Consider the following 20,831-nt stretch of genomic DNA (forward strand, 5'->3'; position numbering starts at 1 on the left):
TTATTTAATCACCGGCCCTTTTGCGCTATAGAGATATGCATTTCTATCGTGCATAAATCTTCGAATTTCACTGTAATTTTCAATAACTTAGAAGTTTTTGTTGAAAATCGCAATGGCATTTGAAGTAACACTGATTTGATGACATTAACGATTTGAATATAGCCTGAATTGTGCTCATATAAGCCGTTAGTTAAGCAAGTTAGTGTGACAATTTAGATGTTGTTATCATGGCTTAGATGCCAGTGAAGTCTGTTCAATTTTGGACAGGTTGGGTCAAAGATCAGCAAGCTGAGGAACCCCATGGCTTACTCTTATTCTGAAAAGAAACGTATCCGTAAGGATTTTGGTAAACGTCCACAGGTTTTGGACATACCTTTCCTACTGCAAATGCAGTTGGAATCGTTCGATAAGTTCATTGCGCCTGATGCCGATGGTGATACTGGATTGGAAGCTGCTTTCCGTTCTGTATTCCCTATCAAGAGCTACTCGGGCAATTCTGAACTTCAATACGTCAGTTATCGTATTGGCGAGCCAGTATTTGACGTTAAAGAATGTCAAATTCGCGGTGTGACATATTCTGCTCCACTTCGCGTTAAACTACGTCTTGTGCTAATGGACAAAGATGCACCTGGCACAGTCAAAGACATAAAAGAGCAAGAAGTTTACATGGGCGAAATCCCGCTCATGACAGACACCGGTACTTTTGTAATCAATGGTACTGAGCGTGTTATCGTTTCTCAGCTACACCGTTCACCTGGTGTATTCTTTGATAACGACCGTGGTAAATCACACTCATCTGGTAAAGTGTTATATAACGCACGTGTGATCCCTTACCGTGGTTCATGGCTTGACTTTGAATTCGACGTTAAAGATAACCTTTACGTTCGTATTGACCGTCGCCGTAAACTACCAGCATCTATCATCTTACGTGCGCTAGAGTTCACTTCAGACGAAATCTTGGCACTATTTTTTGAAACGACAAGTTTCGAAGTAAAAGATGGCAAAGTGTTGATGGAACTTGTGCCTTCACGCCTACGTGGTGAAACCGCTGCATTTGATATTAAAGATGCAAACGGTGACGTATTGGTTGAAAAAGGCCGTCGTATTACTGCACGCCACATTAAGAGCATCGAAAAGCAAGGCATCGACACTCTTGAAGTACCGCATGAGTACATCATCGGTCGTGTTGTTGCTAAAAACTATATCGACGAATCAACAGGCGAAGTGATTGCAGAAGCGAACTCTGAACTATCACTAGAGCTTATGGCTGAATTGGTGAAAGCGGGTCACTCAAAGATCGATACGCTTTACATCAACGAAGTAGACAGCGGTGCGTACATGTCAGAGACATTACGTGTTGATTCTACTAACAATCGCCTAGAAGCATTGGTAGAAATCTATCGCATGATGCGCCCTGGTGAGCCACCAACAAAAGAAGCTGCAGAAGCGTTATTTGATAACCTATTCTTCTCTGAAGAGCGCTACGACCTTTCAACTGTTGGTCGTATGAAGTTCAATAGCCGTGTTGGTTATGATTCAGACGAAGGTGACGGTACGCTATCTAAAGAAGATATCGTGAGCGTGATGAAGGTATTGATCGACATCCGTAACGGTAAAGGCGATGTTGATGACATCGACCACTTAGGTAACCGTCGTATCCGTTCTGTAGGTGAAATGGCTGAAAACCAATTCCGTGTAGGTCTTGTACGTGTTGAGCGTGCGGTACGTGAGCGTCTAAGTCTTGGTGACCTAGATAACGTTATGCCACAGGATTTGATCAACGCTAAGCCAATCTCTGCAGCAGTAAAAGAATTCTTTGGTTCTTCACAGCTTTCACAGTTTATGGACCAGAACAACCCGCTTTCAGAAGTAACGCACAAGCGTCGTATTTCTGCATTAGGTCCGGGTGGTCTAACTCGTGAGCGTGCTGGCTTCGAAGTACGTGACGTACACGTAACGCACTACGGTCGTGTTTGTCCTATCGAAACGCCTGAAGGTCCAAACATCGGTCTAATCAACTCGCTATCTACTTACGCGCGTACAAACGACTATGGTTTCTTAGAGACTCCATACCGCAAAGTAGTAGACGGTATCGTTACTGACGATGTTGATTACCTATCAGCAATTGAAGAAGGTCAGTTCGTTATCGCACAGGCGAATACAACGCTAACCGATGACAACCAATTTGCTGAAGAATTGATTCCATGTCGTTTTAAAGGTGAATCAACTTTTATGCCAAGCGACAGCATCCAGTATATGGACGTATCTCCACAGCAGGTAATCTCTGTGGCTGCAGCGCTTATCCCATTCCTAGAACACGATGACGCGAACCGCGCATTGATGGGATCGAACATGCAACGTCAAGCTGTACCTACACTACGTGCTGATAAGCCGCTAGTTGGTACTGGTATTGAGCGTACACTAGCGAAAGACTCTGGTGTAACAATCGTTGCTAAGCGTGGCGGTATCGTTAAGTATGCTGATGCAAGCCGTATTGTTGTTAACGTTAATGAAGATGAGCGCATCCAAGGTGAAGCGGGCATCGACATCTATAACTTAACTAAGTACACACGTTCAAACCAAAACACTTGTATCAACCAGAAACCAACTTGTATGGTTGGTGAGCCGGTGGTACGTGGTGACGTGCTTGCTGATGGTCCTTCAACAGACCTAGGTGACTTAGCACTTGGTCAGAACCTACGTGTAGCATTCATGCCTTGGAATGGTTACAACTTCGAGGATTCAATCCTACTTTCAGAGAATGTTGTAAAAGAAGATCGTCTAACGACTATCCACATTCAAGAGCTTCAGTGTATTGCTCGTGATACTAAGCTTGGTCCAGAAGAAATCACTGCGGATATTCCAAACGTAGGTGAATCTGCACTAGGTAAGCTTGACGAATCAGGCGTTGTATATATCGGTGCTGAAGTGAAAGGCGGCGACATCCTTGTAGGTAAAGTAACGCCTAAAGGTGAAACGCAGCTAACACCTGAAGAAAAGCTACTACGCGCTATCTTCGGTGAAAAAGCGTCTGACGTTAAAGACAGCTCACTACGTGTACCAAACTCTGTATCTGGTACGGTTATCGACGTACAAGTGTTTACGCGTGACGGTGTTGAAAAAGACAAACGTGCACTAGAAGTTGAAGATATGCAGCTTCGCGAAGCGAAGAAAGACTTCAACGAAGAGTTCAGAATCCTTGAAGGCGGTATCCTGACTCACGCTCGTAACCTACTGATTAAATCAGGTATGAGTGAAGAGCAGCTTGCTGGCTTTAACACTGAGAAGCTACTAACGCAAAGTCTTGCTGATGAAGAGCACCAAGCAGAGCTTGAGCAACTAGCTGCACAGTATGACGAGCTTAAAGCTGACTACGATAAGCGTTTCGAGAACAAGCGTCGTAAGATCACTCAAGGTGATGACCTAGCGCCTGGCGTACTTAAGATTGTTAAAGTATACCTAGCTGTTAAACGTCGTATCCAACCTGGTGATAAGATGGCGGGTCGTCACGGTAACAAGGGTGTAATCTCAACTATCGTTCCTGTTGAAGACATGCCTTACGATGATAAAGGTCGTACTGTAGATATCGTACTTAACCCGCTGGGTGTACCATCTCGTATGAACATCGGTCAGATCCTAGAAACTCACATGGGTCTAGCTGCTCGTGGTATCGGCGAACGTCTTGAAGAAATGATGAAAGAGCAACGCGAAATTCACGAGCTACGCGAATTCATCAAGAAAGCTTACGAAATCGGTGACTGCCGTCAGAAAGTAGATATTGCTAACTTCTCTGATGATGAAATCCGTCGCTTGGCAGATAACCTTAAAGGTGGTCTTCCAATCGCAACACCAGCATTTGATGGTGCACGTGAAGCTGAAATCAAAGACATGCTAGAGCTTGGTGGTTATCCAAGAAGTGGTCAGGTAACGTTATATGATGGTCGTACTGGTGATGCATTTGAGCGTCAAGTAACAGTAGGCTACATGTACATGCTGAAACTGAACCACCTTGTTGATGACAAGATGCACGCGCGTTCAACAGGTTCTTACAGCCTAGTTACTCAGCAGCCGCTGGGTGGTAAGGCACAGTTCGGTGGTCAGCGTTTCGGTGAGATGGAGGTATGGGCACTAGAAGCATACGGTGCTGCCTACACACTACAAGAAATGTTGACAGTGAAGTCGGATGACGTTAACGGTCGTACTAAGATGTATAAGAACATCGTAGACGGTAACCACAAGATGGAACCGGGTATGCCTGAGTCGTTCAACGTACTGTTGAAAGAAATCCGCTCGCTAGGTATCAACATCGAGTTGGAAGAAATTTAATCCGACCGCCGCAGTGCGCTGCGGCGTTGCATAACTGCAACCGGACTGAAAAGAATGTAGGGGTGAGCGTGGCTTGCCCTCAAGATTAACCTCCGACAGGAGAGCTAAGGTGAAAGACTTACTTAAGTTTCTGAAGCAACAAAATAAGACCGAAGAATTCGATGCAATTCGTATTGGTCTTGCTTCGCCAGACATGGTGCGTTCATGGTCTTACGGTGAAGTAAAGAAACCTGAGACAATCAACTACCGTACTTTCAAGCCTGAGCGTGATGGCTTATTCTGTGCCCGTATCTTCGGCCCAGTAAAAGATTACGAGTGTTTGTGTGGTAAATACAAGCGCTTGAAGCACCGTGGTGTTATCTGTGAAAAGTGTGGCGTTGAAGTAACGCTAACAAAAGTACGTCGTGACCGTATGGGTCACATCGAGCTGGCTAGCCCAGTTGCGCATATTTGGTTCTTGAAATCACTTCCGTCACGTATCGGCCTAATGCTAGATATGACGCTTCGTGATATCGAGCGCGTACTTTATTTTGAATCATTCGTGGTAACTGAGCCAGGTATGACTACGCTTGAGCGCGGTCAACTACTAGGTGAAGAAGAATACCTAGATGCACTTGAAGAGCACGGTGATGAGTTTGAAGCGAAGATGGGTGCAGAAGCTGTACTTGATCTACTTCGTGACCTAGACCTTGGTCAGTTAATCGCTGAAATGCGTGAAGAGTTGCCAACAATCAACTCTGAAACTAAGCGTAAGAAAATCACTAAGCGTCTTAAACTAATGGAAGCGTTCCACCAATCAGGTAACAACCCTGAGTGGATGGTAATGAGCGTGCTACCGGTTCTTCCACCAGATCTACGTCCTCTAGTACCACTAGACGGCGGTCGTTTTGCGACTTCAGATCTGAACGACCTTTACCGTCGTGTGATCAACCGTAACAACCGTTTGAAGCGTCTTCTAGACCTAGCTGCACCAGACATCATCGTACGTAACGAAAAGCGTATGCTTCAAGAAGCGGTTGATGCGCTACTTGATAATGGTCGTCGTGGCCGTGCAATTACAGGTTCTAACAAGCGTCCACTGAAGTCGCTTGCTGACATGATCAAAGGTAAGCAAGGTCGTTTCCGTCAAAACCTTCTAGGTAAGCGTGTTGACTACTCAGGCCGTTCTGTTATCACCGTTGGTCCTACGCTGAAACTACATCAGTGTGGTCTACCTAAGAAGATGGCACTTGAGCTATTCAAGCCATTTATCTACGGTAAACTAGAGCGCCGTGGTATGGCGACAACCATCAAAGCTGCGAAGAAGATGGTTGAGCGTGAAGTACCAGAAGTTTGGGACGTACTAGACGAAGTTATCCGTGAGCACCCGGTTTTACTTAACCGTGCGCCAACACTTCACCGTCTAGGTATCCAAGCATTCGAACCTGTACTTATCGAAGGTAAAGCGATTCACCTGCACCCGCTAGTGTGTGCGGCGTATAACGCTGACTTCGATGGTGACCAAATGGCTGTTCACGTACCACTGACGCTTGAAGCGCAGTTGGAAGCGCGTGCATTGATGATGTCTACCAACAACATTCTAGCGCCAGCTAACGGTGAACCAATCATCGTTCCTTCACAGGACGTTGTACTAGGTCTTTACTACATGACTCGCGATCGTATCAACGGTAAAGGTGAAGGCACTGTATTTAAAGATGCTAAAGAAGCTGAAAAAGCATACCGTGTAGGTGCAGCTGAGCTTCACGCTCGTGTTAAAGTGCGTATCACAGAAGTGACTATCGACGAAGAAACACGTGAGCGCGGCACGTTAACTCACCTAGTAGATACGACAGTAGGTCGTGCAATCCTTTCATTGAATATCCCTGAAGGCTTGCCGTTTGAACTGATCAACAAACCACTAGGTAAGAAACAAATTTCCGGTCTTCTTAACGAGTGTTACCGTCGTCTAGGTCTTAAAGATACTGTTATCTTTGCTGACCAAGTGATGTATACCGGTTTCCACTACGCGATGAAATCAGGTGTTTCTATCGGTATCAATGACATGGTAATCCCACCAACTAAAGGTGAGATCATCGATCGTGCGGAAGCTGAAGTTGCAGAAATCAACCAACAGTTCCAATCAGGTCTTGTAACTGCCGGTGAGAAATACAACAAAGTTATTGATATCTGGTCACGTGTAAACGAAAACCTTTCTCGCGAGATGATGGCTAACCTTTCAAAAGAAACGGTTATCAATGCTGAAGGTAACGAAGAAGAGCAACCGTCATTTAACTCAGTGTTTATGATGGCAGACTCAGGCGCTCGTGGTAGTGCTGCTCAGATCCGTCAGCTAGCGGGTATGCGTGGTCTAATGGCACGTCCAGATGGTTCAATCATCGAAACGCCAATTACAGCGAACTTCCGTGAAGGTCTAAACGTACTGCAGTACTTTATCTCGACGCACGGTGCGCGTAAGGGTCTAGCGGATACGGCACTTAAGACAGCGAACTCGGGTTACCTAACTCGTCGTCTAGTAGACGTAGCACAGGATTTGGTTATCAATGAATCAGACTGTGGTACCGAAGAAGGTCTAGTAATGAAGCCGCTAATTGAAGGTGGTGACGTTGTAGAGCCGCTTCGTGAGCGCGTACTAGGTCGTGTTGTTGCTGAAGACGTGGTTAAGCCTGGTACAACAGAAGTACTTGTTGAACGTAACGTAATGATTGACGAAAAACTGTGTGACCTTCTAGAAGAGCACTCAGTAGACGAAGTTAAAGTACGTTCTGTAATCACCTGTCAAAACGACTTTGGTGTGTGTGCACACTGTTATGGTCGTGACTTGGCACGTGGCCACATCATCAACCCTGGTGAAGCAGTTGGTGTAATCGCGGCACAGTCAATCGGTGAGCCGGGTACACAGCTTACGATGCGTACATTCCACATCGGTGGTGCGGCATCACGAGCTTCTGCAGAGAACAGTGTTCAAGTTAAGAACAATGGTAATCTGAAACTTCACAATGCTAAGTTTGTAATCAATGCTGATGGCAAAATCGTTATCACGTCTCGTTCAACTGAGATCACGATAATCGATGAGCACGGTCGTGAGAAAGAGCGTTATAAAGTTCCTTACGGTGCAGTATTAACTGTACAAGATGGTGCTGACGTTAAAGGTAACGATATCGTTGCTACTTGGGACCCGCATAGTCACCCAATCATCATTGAACATGAGTCAAAAGTATCGTTCAGCGATATTGATGATTCAAACACTGAAGCACAGACTGATGAATTAACTGGTCTAACACGTGTGGTTGTTAAGGATCTTGCGAAAGTAAACGCGAAAGAGCCTAAACTAATCATTGAGAACGAAGAACGTGGTCTTCAAGAGATCCGTCTACCTTCATTCACAACGATTGAAATCACAGATGGTGCAACAGTACTACCTGGTTCGGTACTGGCTCGTATTCCACAAGAAGGTTCAAAGACTCGTGACATCACGGGTGGTCTACCTCGAGTTGCTGACCTATTCGAAGCGCGTAAGCCAAAAGATCCTGCAATTCTTGCAGAAATCACAGGTACCGTTAGCTTCGGTAAAGAGACTAAAGGTAAGAAACGTCTTGTGATCACACCGGAAGAGGGTGATGCATACGAAGAGATGATCCCGAAATGGCGTCAGCTTAACGTGTTCGAAGGTGAGCAAGTGGCTAAAGGTGAAGTAATCGCCGATGGTCCAGAGTCTCCGCACGACATCCTACGTCTACGTGGTGTTACTGATGTATCTAACTACATCACTAACGAAGTACAAGAAGTATACCGCCTACAGGGCGTAAAGATTAACGATAAGCACATTGAGACTATCGTTCGTCAGATGCTTCGTAAGTGTATCATCCTTGACGGTGGTGACAGTGAGTTCCTAGTAGGCGAGCAAGCTGAAGTTGCACGTGTAAACATCGCTAACCGTGAACTAGAAATGCAAGGTAAGATCCCAGCTAAGTTTGAAATCCAACTAATGGGTATTACTAAAGCGTCACTTGCGACTGAATCGTTTATTTCTGCGGCATCGTTCCAGGAAACAACACGTGTTCTAACCGAAGCTGCGGTTAACGGTAAGAGCGATGAGCTACGTGGTCTGAAAGAAAACGTAATCGTGGGTCGTTTGATCCCTGCGGGTACAGGTTTCGCATACCATGAAGAGCGCATCAACCGTCGTAAGCAAGGTGAAGCAGCTGTTGAAGAGCAAACAGTAAGTGCTGAAGAGGCAACTCAAGCGCTAACAGATGCACTAAACGCTGATTTACTAGGTGGCAACGAGTAATCCTCGCCATTTAGCTAATTAATTGAAAAACCGCTGTGTGAATGCAGCGGTTTTTTTATGCCTTTTCAACTCGCTGGTCGAATTGCCATCAAAGCGTCACATCAATATGTATACTGCAACAAAGGTTTTTCAATGCAATCGTCAACTTTTGTTAACTTTCAATAGCTTCGCAGACAAAACCATCCGAATTGCATGCATTTACTTAGCGCTGATGACGACTTTTGGTTGACAGGTTAAACTTTGGTCATTAAAATTCGGCCACCCATTTTAGTCGTTCAAGAAAATTGGATTTGGCCTAAATGGTAAGATTTTATTTTTCAGTAGTAATTTATTAATTCAGGAGCTATTTAATGGCAACTATTAACCAGCTAGTGCGTAAGCCACGTCGTAGCAAGGTTACAAAGAGCAACTCAGCTGCTCTTAAAGCTTGTCCACAAAAGCGTGGTGTATGTACTCGCGTATATACAACAACACCTAAGAAACCAAACTCTGCATTACGTAAAGTAGCGCGTGTACGTTTAACTAACGGTTTCGAAGTAACTTCATACATTGGTGGTGAAGGTCACAACCTACAAGAGCACAGTGTAATCCTAATCCGTGGTGGTCGTGTTAAAGACTTACCAGGTGTGCGTTTCCACACTGTTCGTGGTGCACTTGACTGTGCAGGCGTAAACGACCGTAGACAGGCTCGTTCTAAGTACGGTGCAAAACGTCCTAAGGGCTAATGGTTCTCCGTTAGTAAGGCCAAGCACTTAAGTTTTAAATTTTTATATATTGTTTTGGGAATCCGTGTTTAGCACGGACCTGAAGATACCGGAGAAAGAAAATGCCTAGAAGACGCGTAATAGGTCAACGTAAAATTCTTCCAGATCCGAAGTTCGGATCAGAGCTTCTTGCTAAATTCGTTAACGTAGTAATGCTTGACGGCAAGAAATCTACTGCTGAAAAAATCGTATATGGTGCGCTAGACGTGGCTGCTGAAAAATCAGGCAAGTCGCACCTAGAAATCTTTGAATCTGCACTTGATAACGTTCGCCCACAGGTAGAGGTTAAATCTCGCCGTGTTGGTGGTTCAACGTACCAAGTACCAGTTGAAGTACGTCCAGTGCGTCGTAACGCACTAGGTATGCGTTGGTTGGTTGAAGCTGCACGTAAGCGTGGCGAAAAATCAATGGGTCTTCGTCTTGCTCAAGAGATGATCGACGCTGCTGAAAACAAAGGCACTGCGGTTAAGAAACGTGAAGACGTTCACCGTATGGCTGAAGCGAACAAAGCATTCGCTCACTACCGTTGGTAATCTGCTAACACCCTTTAAGAGGATATTATGGCACGGACAACTCCGATTGAGCGCTACCGTAACATTGGTATATGTGCTCACGTAGATGCGGGTAAAACAACTACGACCGAGCGCGTACTTTTCTATACTGGTCTTTCTCATAAGATTGGTGAGGTACACGACGGTGCCGCAACTATGGACTGGATGGAGCAGGAGCAAGAGCGTGGTATCACGATCACTTCTGCTGCAACGACGTGTTTCTGGAAAGGGATGGATGCTCAGTTTGATGAGCATCGTGTAAACATCATCGATACTCCAGGACACGTAGATTTTACTATCGAAGTAGAGCGTTCATTGCGCGTACTTGATGGTGCTGTTGTTGTGTTATGTGCTTCATCAGGTGTGCAACCGCAAACTGAGACCGTTTGGCGTCAGGCAAACAAATACGAAGTACCACGTATGATTTTCGTCAATAAGATGGATCGTACGGGGGCTAATTTCTTGTCTGTTGTTGAACAAGTTAAAAAACGTCTCGGTGCTACACCTGTGCCTATTCAGCTACCAATTGGTGCTGAAGATGAATTTAAAGGTGTTATTGACCTTATCAAGATGAAAGCGATTAACTGGAATGAAGAAGACCAGGGAATGACTTTCAACTATGAAGAGGTCCCTGCAGATCTTCTTGAGCTTGCTGAAGAATGGCGTTCTCATCTAATTGAGAGCGCTGCAGAAGCTTCTGAAGAGCTAATGGAAAAATATCTTGAAGATGGTGAGTTGAGCGAAGAAGAGATTAAATCAGCCCTTCGTCAACGCACATTGGCCAATGAAATTGTGCCAATGACGACAGGTAGTGCATTCAAGAACAAAGGTGTTCAGGCTGTGCTTGACGCTGTGATTGAATTCATGCCTTCGCCTACTGAAGTAAAAGCTATCCAAGGTGTCTTAGAAGACGAATCCGAAGATACGCGTGAAGCTGACGATAATGCACCGTTTGCGGCGCTTGCATTTAAGATCGCAACCGATCCATTCGTTGGCACACTTACTTTCTTCCGAGTTTACTCTGGTAAAGTTAGCCAAGGTGATTCGGTACTAAATCCTGTTAAAGGTAAAAAAGAGCGTTTTGGACGTATTGTTCAAATGCACTCAAACTCGCGTGAAGAGATTAAAGAAGTTCATGCGGGTGACATCGCGGCTGCTATCGGCCTAAAAGATGTAACTACTGGTGATACACTTTGTGCTCAAGAAGCGCCAATTACGTTAGAGCGTATGGAGTTTCCTGAGCCTGTAATCTCGGTCGCAGTAGAACCTAAAACAGTAGCTGACCAAGAAAAAATGGGCGTTGCGCTTGGTAAACTTGCAGCAGAAGATCCTTCATTCCGTGTAGAAACGGACGAAGAATCGGGTCAGACGATTATCTCTGGTATGGGTGAACTTCACTTAGATATCATTGTCGATCGGATGAAGCGTGAGTTTAACGTTGTGTGTAACGTTGGTAAGCCTCAGGTTGCATACCGCGAAACTATCCGAGCTTCTGTTGAAGCTGAAGGTAAGTTTGTGCGCCAATCTGGTGGTCGTGGTCAATATGGTCACGTTTGGTTGAAGCTAGAACCAATGGATGTCTCTGATGATGATGCGCCAATATACGAATTCGTTAACGAAATCGTAGGTGGTACAGTACCAAAAGAGTATATCCCAGCGGTTGATAAAGGTATTCAAGAGCAGATGAAGCAAGGTGTTCTTGCCGGTTATCCGCTATTGGGTGTTAAAGCTACTCTGTTTGATGGCTCGTTCCACGATGTTGACTCAAACGAGATGGCGTTTAAGATCGCAGGTTCGATGGGCTTTAGAAAGGGCGCGCTTGAAGCAAGTCCAGTTCTACTTGAGCCTGTCATGAAAGTAGAAGTAATCACCCCTGAAGAAAACATGGGTGATGTAGTAGGCGACTTAAACCGTCGTCGTGGCATAATTGAAGGCATGGAAGAAGCATTTGGTGGCTCGAAGCAAATTAATGCTCAGGTACCGCTTTCTGAAATGTTTGGTTATGCAACAGACTTACGCTCCGCTACACAAGGGCGCGCATCATACTCTATGGAATTCCTAAAGTATGCTGAAGCGGCTAAAAACGTAGCTGATGCAATAATTGCAGCTCGCGCTGTTAAGTAATTTTAGTTCGGTCCGGTCTTAGGGCTGGACTTTAATTTCTTTATAGGAAATTTGAAAATGGCAAAAGAAAAGTTTGAACGCGTAAAACCGCACGTAAACGTAGGTACAATCGGCCACGTTGACCACGGTAAAACAACTCTAACTGCAGCAATCACTAACGTACTTGCAAAAGTATACGGTGGTGAAGCAAAAGACTTCGCATCAATCGATAACGCTCCAGAAGAGCGTGAGCGTGGTATCACAATCTCAACTTCACACGTTGAGTATGACACACCAACTCGTCACTATGCACACGTAGACTGTCCAGGACACGCTGACTATGTTAAAAACATGATCACAGGTGCTGCACAGATGGACGGCGCGATCCTAGTAGTTGCAGCTACTGACGGTCCTATGCCTCAAACACGTGAGCACATCCTACTTTCTCGTCAGGTTGGTGTACCTTACATCATCGTATTCATGAACAAATGTGACATGGTTGACGACGAAGAGCTACTAGAGCTAGTAGAGATGGAAGTTCGTGAACTACTTTCTGAGTACGACTTCCCAGGTGATGACCTACCACTAATCCAAGGTTCAGCGCTTAAAGCACTAGAAGGCGAAGAGCAGTGGGAAGCGAAGATCGTTGAGCTTGCAGAAGCACTAGATTCTTACATCCCAGAGCCAGAGCGTGACATCGATAAGCCATTCATCATGCCTATCGAAGACGTATTCTCAATCCAGGGTCGTGGTACAGTAGTAACAGGCCGTGTAGAAGCTGGTATCATCAACGTGAACGACGAAGTAGAAATCGTAGGTATCAAAGAAACTACGAAGACAACTTGTACGGGTGTTGAGATGTTCCGTAAGCTTCTAGACGAAGGTCGTGCGGGTGAGAACATCGGTGCACTACTACGTGGTACTAAGCGTGATGAAGTAGAGCGTGGTCAAGTACTATGTAAGCCTGGTTCAATCAAGCCACACACAAAATTCACTTCAGAAGTATACGTACTTTCGAAAGATGAAGGTGGTCGTCACACTCCTTTCTTCAAAGGTTACCGTCCACAGTTCTACTTCCGTACAACAGACGTAACTGGTGACATCCAGCTACCAGACGGCGTAGAAATGGTAATGCCAGGCGACAACATCAAGATGACTGTTGAGCTAATCGTACCAATCGCGATGGACGAAGGTCTACGTTTCGCTATCCGTGAAGGTGGCCGTACAGTAGGTGCTGGTGTTGTAGCAACAATCGAAGAGTAATCTTCGTAGCAGCGATTTTATATCGCGACCAGCAAAAAAAGGTCGTTCTCTGATAAAGAGTACGGCCTTTTTTAATGCCTTGTAGATGCGATTTTATATCGCGATCAATGAAAGGGTCATCCTCCAATAAGGCGTACAGACTTTTTAATGCCTCGTAGCAGCGATTTTATATCGCGACCAGTGAAAAGGGTCATTCTCAAATAAGAAATACAGATTTCTTAATACCTCGTAGCAGCGATTTTATATCGCGACCAGTGAAAAGGGTCATTCTCAAATAAGAAATACAGATTTCTTAATACCTCGTAGCAGCGATTTTATATCGCGACCAGTGAAAAGGGTCGTTCTCAAATAAGAAATACAGACTTTTTAATGCCTCGTAGCAGCGATTTTAGATCGCGACCTGCGAACAGGGTCATTCTCCAATAGGGCGTACAGACTTTTTAATGCCTCGTAGCAGCGATTTTATATCGCGATCAATGAAAAGGGTCGTTCTCCAATAAGGCGTACAGACTTTTTAATACCTTGTAGCAGCGATTTTATATCGCGACCTGCGAACAGGGTCATTCCTAGCAATTCAAGAATTGTTCTGGAACCTTCTTATTAGGTGATATCCCCTCTTATAGAATAGTGCCTCAATAGTGTTGATAACACGCGGTACTATACATAAACGCTATACAATACCTCTATTTTGTTCTCTTTTTATACGGTTAAGTATCAAAAATAAGCGTTTCGCTTTATTTTTGCTCGAACAAACGTTTTTTCGCAATTTTCTTTAAAAAAAGAGTTGCACTAAAATCGGATCGCCCTATAATGCGACCCCACTGACACGGGGCGCTACGCTGAAAAGCAAAGCAGCAACGAGTTAGCGTCAAGTAAAACTTAAGTTCGAAACTTCTTCTCAAGAAATTCAAAATTAAGTGTTGACAAAAAAATGGGAATGCTTAGAATGCACATCCCTCGAAACAACGAAGTGTTTCGAAATGCTCTTTAAAAATATGAAGCAATCATCTGTGTGGGCACTCGTACAGATTGAGTTCTAACAGCAGATTCTAGTTCGCTAGATGACGCAAACAAATTTAGAGTCTCAATTGTAACTGAGTGACTATATAGTCAATTCGTTTTGATTTTACTTTTTTGAAAAGTAGAAACAAACAATCAGAATTCAATGAGCACGAAGCTTAGGCTTCAAAAAACTTTTAATTGAAGAGTTTGATCATGGCTCAGATTGAACGCTGGCGGCAGGCCTAACACATGCAAGTCGAGCGGTAACATTTCTAGCTTGCTAGAAGATGACGAGCGGCGGACGGGTGAGTAATGCTTGGGAACATGCCTTGAGGTGGGGGACAACCATTGGAAACGATGGCTAATACCGCATAATGTCTACGGACCAAAGGGGGCTTCGGCTCTCGCCTTTAGATTGGCCCAAGTGGGATTAGCTAGTTGGTGAGGTAAAGGCTCACCAAGGCGACGATCCCTAGCTGGTTTGAGAGGATGATCAGCCACACTGGAACTGAGACACGGTCCAGACTCCTACGGGAGGCAGCAGTGGGGAATATTGCACAATGGGCGCAAGCCTGATGCAGCCATGCCGCGTGTGTGAAGAAGGCCTTCGGGTTGTAAAGCACTTTCAGTCAGGAGGAAAGGTTAGTAGTTAATACCTGCTAGCTGTGACGTTACTGACAGAAGAAGCACCGGCTAACTCCGTGCCAGCAGCCGCGGTAATACGGAGGGTGCGAGCGTTAATCGGAATTACTGGGCGTAAAGCGTACGCAGGCGGTTTGTTAAGCGAGATGTGAAAGCCCCGGGCTTAACCTGGGAACTGCATTTCGAACTGGCAAACTAGAGTGTGATAGAGGGTGGTAGAATTTCAGGTGTAGCGGTGAAATGCGTAGAGATCTGAAGGAATACCGATGGCGAAGGCAGCCACCTGGGTCAACACTGACGCTCATGTACGAAAGCGTGGGGAGCAAACAGGATTAGATACCCTGGTAGTCCACGCCGTAAACGATGTCTACTAGGAGCTGGGGTCTTCGGACAACTTTTCCAAAGCTAACGCATTAAGTAGACCGCCTGGGGAGTACGGCCGCAAGGTTAAAACTCAAATGAATTGACGGGGGCCCGCACAAGCGGTGGAGCATGTGGTTTAATTCGATGCAACGCGAAGAACCTTACCTACACTTGACATACAGAGAACTTACCAGAGATGGTTTGGTGCCTTCGGGAGCTCTGATACAGGTGCTGCATGGCTGTCGTCAGCTCGTGTTGTGAGATGTTGGGTTAAGTCCCGCAACGAGCGCAACCCCTATCCTTAGTTGCCAGCGATTCGGTCGGGAACTCTAAGGAGACTGCCGGTGATAAACCGGAGGAAGGTGGGGACGACGTCAAGTCATCATGGCCCTTACGTGTAGGGCTACACACGTGCTACAATGGCAGGTACAGAGAGCAGCGAGCTAGCGATAGTGAGCGAATCCCTTAAAGCCTGTCGTAGTCCGGATTGGAGTCTGCAACTCGACTCCATGAAGTCGGAATCGCTAGTAATCGCAAATCAGAATGTTGCGGTGAATACGTTCCCGGGCCTTGTACACACCGCCCGTCACACCATGGGAGTGGGTTGCTCCAGAAGTGGATAGTCTAACCTTAGGGGGGACGTTCACCACGGAGTGATTCATGACTGGGGTGAAGTCGTAACAAGGTAGCCCTAGGGGAACCTGGGGCTGGATCACCTCCTTATACGATTTAGAACTTATTTGTTCGAAGTGTCCACACAGATGATTGTTGCTTGGCCTGATGGCTAAGTGATATTGCTCTTTAAAAATTTGGAAAAGCTGAAAAATTAAATTCTGATAGATAACGAAAGTTATTTATCGAGTTTTCGAAAGAAAATGCCGATTAATCATTTCGATGATTAATTAGCGTCTACTTTAGTATTCAATATTAACTTCTGGCGAAGTTAAACTGTCTTTAGCAGTACAACTTAAAACTATTTTGGGTTGTATGGTTAAGTGACTAAGCGTACACGGTGGATGCCTTGGCAGTTGGAGGCGATGAAGGACGTACTAACTTGCGATAAGCCTAGTCAAGCCAGTAAGAGGCGCTTGAGACTAGGATTTCCGAATGGGGAAACCCACCTGCTTGCAGGTATCGTTAACTGAATACATAGGTTAACGAGGCGAACGCGGAGAACTGAAACATCTAAGTACCCGTAGGAAAAGAAATCAACCGAGATTCCGAAAGTAGCGGCGAGCGAAATCGGAGCAGCCCTTAAGCTTTAGTGTAGTTAGTGGAATATGCTGGAAAGCATGACGAAACAGGGTGATAGTCCCGTACACAAAAACTTATCTAAAGTGAAATCGAGTAGGTCGGAGCACGTGAAACTTTGACTGAATATGGGGGGACCATCCTCCAAGGCTAAATACTCCCAACTGACCGATAGTGAACCAGTACCGTGAGGGAAAGGCGAAAAGAACCCCTGTGAGGGGAGTGAAATAGAACCTGAAACCGTGTACGTACAAGCAGTAGGAGCCTACTTGTTGGGTGACTGCGTACCTTTTGTATAATGGGTCAGCGACTTATATTCTGTAGCGAGGTTAACCATTTAGGGGAGCCGTAGCGAAAGCGAGTCTTAACTGGGCGCTTAAGTTGCAGGGTATAGACCCGAAACCCGGTGATCTAGCCATGGGCAGGTTGAAGGTTGAGTAACATCAACTGGAGGACCGAACCCACTAACGTTGAAAAGTTAGGGGATGACCTGTGGCTAGGAGTGAAAGGCTAATCAAACCGGGAGATAGCTGGTTCTCCCCGAAATCTATTTAGGTAGAGCCTCGGACGAATACTTACGGGGGTAGAGCACTGTTAAGGCTAGGGGGTCATCCCGACTTACCAACCCTTTGCAAACTCCGAATACCGTAAAGTAATATCCGGGAGACACACGGCGGGTGCTAACGTCCGTCGTGGAGAGGGAAACAACCCAGACCGTCAGCTAAGGTCCCAAAGTGTATGTTAAGTGGGAAACGATGTGGGAAGGCTAAAACAGCTAGGAGGTTGGCTTAGAAGCAGCCACCCTTTAAAGAAAGCGTAATAGCTCACTAGTCGAGTCGGCCTGCGCGGAAGATGTAACGGGGCTAAACATACCACCGAAGCTACGGCTGCGTACGTAAGTATGCGGGGTAGGGGAGCGTTCTGTAAGTGGCTGAAGGTGTGCCGGGAGGCATGCTGGACATATCAGAAGTGCGAATGCTGACATGAGTAACGACAAGAGGAGTGAAAAACTCCTCCGCCGGAAGACCAAGGGTTCCTATCCCATGTTAATCAGGGTAGGGTGAGTCGACCCCTAAGGCGAGGCTGAAGAGCGTAGTCGATGGGAAACGGGTTAATATTCCCGTACTCGGTATGAATGCGATGGGGGGACGGAGCAGGCTAGGCAAGCATGGCGTTGGTTGTCCATGTGAAAGGCTGTAGGCTGGTGACTTAGGAAAATCCGGGTTGCCAAGGCTGAGAGTCGAGACGAGCCACCAAGGTGGTGAAGTTGTTGATGCCCTACTTCCAGGAAAAGCCTCTAAGCTTCAGTTCATACTGAATCGTACCCTAAACCGACACAGGTGGTCAGGTAGAGAATACTAAGGCGCTTGAGAGAACTCGGGTGAAGGAACTAGGCAAAATTGTACCGTAACTTCGGGAGAAGGTACGCTCTTGTTTGTGAAGGACTTGCTCTGTAAGCAAACGAGAGCCGCAGTGACCAGGTGGCTGGGACTGTTTATTAAAAACACAGCACTGTGCAAAATCGTAAGATGACGTATACGGTGTGACACCTGCCCGGTGCCGGAAGGTTAATTGATGGGGTTAGCTTAGGCGAAGCTCTTGATCGAAGCCCCGGTAAACGGCGGCCGTAACTATAACGGTCCTAAGGTAGCGAAATTCCTTGTCGGGTAAGTTCCGACCTGCACGAATGGTGTAACCATGGCCACGCTGTCTCCACCCGAGACTCAGTGAAATTGAAATCGCAGTGAAGATGCTGTGTACCCGCGGCTAGACGGAAAGACCCCGTGAACCTTTACTACAGCTTGGCACTGAACATTGACCCTACATGTGTAGGATAGGTGGGAGGCTTTGAAGCAGGAACGCTAGTTTCTGTGGAGCCGACCTTGAAATACCACCCTTGTAGTGTTGATGTTCTAACTTAGGCCCCTGAATCGGGGTTGAGGACAGTGCCTGGTGGGTAGTTTGACTGGGGCGGTCTCCTCCCAAAGAGTAACGGAGGAGCACGAAGGTTTGCTAAGTACGGTCGGACATCGTACGGTTAGTGTAATGGTAGAAGCAAGCTTAACTGCGAGACAGACACGTCGAGCAGGTACGAAAGTAGGTCATAGTGATCCGGTGGTTCTGAATGGAAGGGCCATCGCTCAACGGATAAAAGGTACTCCGGGGATAACAGGCTGATACCGCCCAAGAGTTCATATCGACGGCGGTGTTTGGCACCTCGATGTCGGCTCATCACATCCTGGGGCTGAAGTCGGTCCCAAGGGTATGGCTGTTCGCCATTTAAAGTGGTACGCGAGCTGGGTTTAGAACGTCGTGAGACAGTTCGGTCCCTATCTGCCGTGGGCGTTTGAGAATTGAGAGGGGCTGCTCCTAGTACGAGAGGACCGGAGTGGACGAACCGCTGGTGTTCGGGTTGTGATGCCAATTGCATTGCCCGGTAGCTACGTTCGGAACTGATAACCGCTGAAAGCATCTAAGCGGGAAGCAGGCCTCGAGATGAGTTCTCACTTTGACTTAGAGTCAACTGAAGGGCCGTTGAAGACTACAACGTTGATAGGCGAGATGTGGAAGTGCTGTGAGGCATTAAGCTAACTCGTACTAATTACCCGTGAGGCTTAACCATACAACGCCAAAGTGGTTTATAAGCGACAGAAGTTAATAGACTAAAGTAGACAAAAGAATTTAATAGCTTTTTCCAGATTTACATTGATGAAGGAGACTTCATTGATGAACAGAATTTCCTGGTGACTATAGCGTTTTGGACCCACCTGACCCCATGCCGAACTCAGAAGTGAAACAAAACAGCGTCGATGATAGTGTGGATTACCCATGTGAAAGTAGAACATCGCCAGGGCCAAATAAGAGAAACCCGTTGCAGCAATGCGACGGGTTTTTTTGCTATTTGGGGTAAAGTACTTCCATGTCGCATCTCCCCTTCGCGCGTCCTTGCGCTCACTTCCTCGAACTGCGAAGCGGTGCTTCGGTTTCTCGTCACCCAAACTCAGAAGTGAAACAAAACAGCCGAAGGGTCGGCCCCGGTCAATGATAGTGTGGATTACCCATGTGACTCTCTATTTAAAAAATGAGAACATCCTACTTCGTAGCGAGCCAGGGCCAAATAAGAGGTTGATGAAAAGCGTTCATCCATGAACTTCATCGACATTCGAACATCCATGTACATCAAAACCCGTTGCAGCAATGCGACGGGTTTTTTGCTGTTTGAGGTATAGAGATTTGAGATATAAAACCTCGCAAGCCAATCAACACATCGCGAGGTGAACTCGCTCCTACCACAGTATCAGCACAGTGCAACATGGTAGGTGGTTTACCCACCGATGGCTTGCAATGAAGTTCCGGAAAAAAACCATGTACATCAAAACCCGTTGCAGCAATGCGACGGGTTTTTTGCTGTTTGGGGTATAGAGATTTGAGATATAAAACCTCGCAAGCCAATCAACACATCGCGAGGTAAACTCGCTCCCACCATAGTATAATCATAGTGCAACATGGTAGATGGTTTATCCGCAGGCATTCATCCTAAATATTTTATAAAGACACTTTACTCAGTTCATTGAAAACTGTAAATATCGGCGATCCCACTACCTTTTGTGTGAGATCTTCGTTATGATTTTGCTTTTGTTTCACAACTAATTACGAAATGTCAGAACTCTATCATTGGTTTGATCTCTTGGGCGTCATGGTTTTTGCAATTTCGGGAACCTTAATTGCGCATAGTAAACATATGGATGGCTTTGGTGTGATTGTCCTTGCGACTGTAACTGGTATCGGAGGGGGAACATTACGAGACTTGATTTTAGATCAACCTGTTTTTTGGCTTCATGATACTAGCTATATTTACGCTATTTTATTTGCTGTCGCTGTGAGTATATGGTGGCTAAATCGACATCAAAATATTCCAAGAACTGTACTGCAGGTTGCTGATGCCATTGGGCTTGCTTTTTTCGCTGTAATGGGAGTACAAAAGGCTTTAAGTATTGGAATGCCTGATACTACAGCTGTGATCATGGGCGTATTGACTGGGTGTTTTGGTGGGGTCATCAGAGACGTGTTGGCTCGCGAAATCCCCCTTCTTTTAAAAGGAGAGTTATACGCGATCACCTGCATTTTTGGCGGGGTAGTCTATACTCAAGCAATTAAATTGGGCATGGCAACAGAGTACGTAATGGTATTATCTATGGCGGCAACCTTGTTATTGAGGTTAGCGGCTATGCGATACCACTTGGTGTTACACGTATTTAACTATAAATATTAAGT

Annotated in this window: 7 protein-coding genes and 3 rRNA genes; all 10 read left to right on the forward strand. The window is 45.9% G+C overall.

Annotated features, from left to right (window positions below; genetic code table 11):
- Window positions 1-300 precede the first annotated feature (300 nt).
- Window positions 301-4,326: a DNA-directed RNA polymerase subunit beta gene (gene rpoB / locus QSH61_RS01515; protein WP_102055954.1), complete on the forward strand. Its 4,026-nt coding sequence runs from the start codon at window positions 301-303 to the stop codon at window positions 4,324-4,326.
- 109 nt (window positions 4,327-4,435) lie between these two features.
- On the forward strand, window positions 4,436-8,617 hold the full coding sequence (gene rpoC, locus QSH61_RS01520; RefSeq protein WP_039494556.1) for a DNA-directed RNA polymerase subunit beta': 4,182 nt from the start codon (window positions 4,436-4,438) through the stop codon (window positions 8,615-8,617).
- A gap of 350 nt (window positions 8,618-8,967) precedes the next feature.
- Window positions 8,968-9,342: a 30S ribosomal protein S12 gene (rpsL, locus tag QSH61_RS01525; protein ID WP_010367657.1), complete on the forward strand. Its 375-nt coding sequence runs from the start codon at window positions 8,968-8,970 to the stop codon at window positions 9,340-9,342.
- Window positions 9,343-9,443: 101 nt separating this feature from the next.
- Window positions 9,444-9,914: a 30S ribosomal protein S7 gene (gene rpsG, locus QSH61_RS01530; RefSeq protein ID WP_010376219.1), complete on the forward strand. Its 471-nt coding sequence runs from the start codon at window positions 9,444-9,446 to the stop codon at window positions 9,912-9,914.
- A gap of 27 nt (window positions 9,915-9,941) precedes the next feature.
- Window positions 9,942-12,056: an elongation factor G gene (fusA, locus tag QSH61_RS01535; protein ID WP_102055956.1), complete on the forward strand. Its 2,115-nt coding sequence runs from the start codon at window positions 9,942-9,944 to the stop codon at window positions 12,054-12,056.
- 57 nt (window positions 12,057-12,113) lie between these two features.
- Window positions 12,114-13,298 carry an elongation factor Tu gene (gene tuf / locus QSH61_RS01540; protein WP_119230648.1) on the forward strand — a complete coding sequence of 395 codons (1,185 nt, stop codon included), beginning with the start codon at window positions 12,114-12,116 and terminating at the stop codon, window positions 13,296-13,298.
- A 1,197-nt stretch (window positions 13,299-14,495) separates the two neighbouring features.
- A 16S ribosomal RNA gene (locus QSH61_RS01545) occupies window positions 14,496-16,028 on the forward strand.
- 266 nt (window positions 16,029-16,294) lie between these two features.
- Window positions 16,295-19,179, forward strand: a 23S ribosomal RNA gene (locus QSH61_RS01550).
- Window positions 19,180-19,296: 117 nt separating this feature from the next.
- Window positions 19,297-19,410 (forward strand): 5S ribosomal RNA (gene rrf / locus QSH61_RS01555).
- Together the 16S, 23S and 5S rRNA genes form the textbook arrangement of a ribosomal RNA operon.
- 804 nt (window positions 19,411-20,214) lie before the next feature.
- On the forward strand, window positions 20,215-20,829 hold the full coding sequence (locus QSH61_RS01560; protein ID WP_039492969.1) for a trimeric intracellular cation channel family protein: 615 nt from the start codon (window positions 20,215-20,217) through the stop codon (window positions 20,827-20,829).
- Window positions 20,830-20,831: the final 2 nt, after the last annotated feature.

Origin of the sequence: Pseudoalteromonas sp. JC3, from assembly GCF_030291895.1 — a bacterium.
Lineage (GTDB): Bacteria > Pseudomonadota > Gammaproteobacteria > Enterobacterales > Alteromonadaceae > Pseudoalteromonas.